Genomic DNA, 368 nt, shown 5'->3' with positions numbered 1-368 from the left:
TAGCCTTGCAAGGCGACGAGACCGGCAATACCGAGAAACGATGCAGCGCTCATGTAGTCGCCGGCGAGCGCAAGGCCGTTCTGGAACGCGCTGACCGAGCGACCAGCCGCATAGAACTCACGGGTCGACCTCGTGCGCTTCGCGGCCCACCAGGTGATGGCCAGCGTCAGCGCGACGATCAGACCGAAGAAGAGGATGGCCGACAGTGTCGGCGTGCCGAGCGTTGTTTCCATGATGTGATCTATGGGAGGGTCGCGGGCGCGCGAGGCACGGCACGGATGGAGCGAGTTACCGCCTTCCCGCTTCAAGGCGGGCCAACCATTGGCGCAGTCGCTCGGCCTCGACATCGTATCGCCGGTTCGCCCAGA

The 368-nt window shown here is 64.7% G+C and carries 1 protein-coding gene and 1 pseudogene (1 of these 2 running past the window's edge); both read right to left on the bottom strand.

Annotated features, from left to right (window positions below; translation table 11 throughout):
* Window positions 1-233: cation acetate symporter (locus tag GEV06_26185; protein MPZ21354.1), on the bottom strand; the 233-nt coding region annotated here is incomplete at its 3' end.
* Window positions 234-288: 55 nt separating this feature from the next.
* A pseudogene (locus tag GEV06_26180) lies at window positions 289-368 on the bottom strand (DUF485 domain-containing protein) (it continues 256 nt past the right edge of the window).

This window comes from Luteitalea sp., assembly GCA_009377605.1.
Lineage (GTDB): Bacteria > Acidobacteriota > Vicinamibacteria > Vicinamibacterales > Vicinamibacteraceae > WHTT01.
This window is presented reverse-complemented; position numbering and strand designations above follow the sequence as displayed.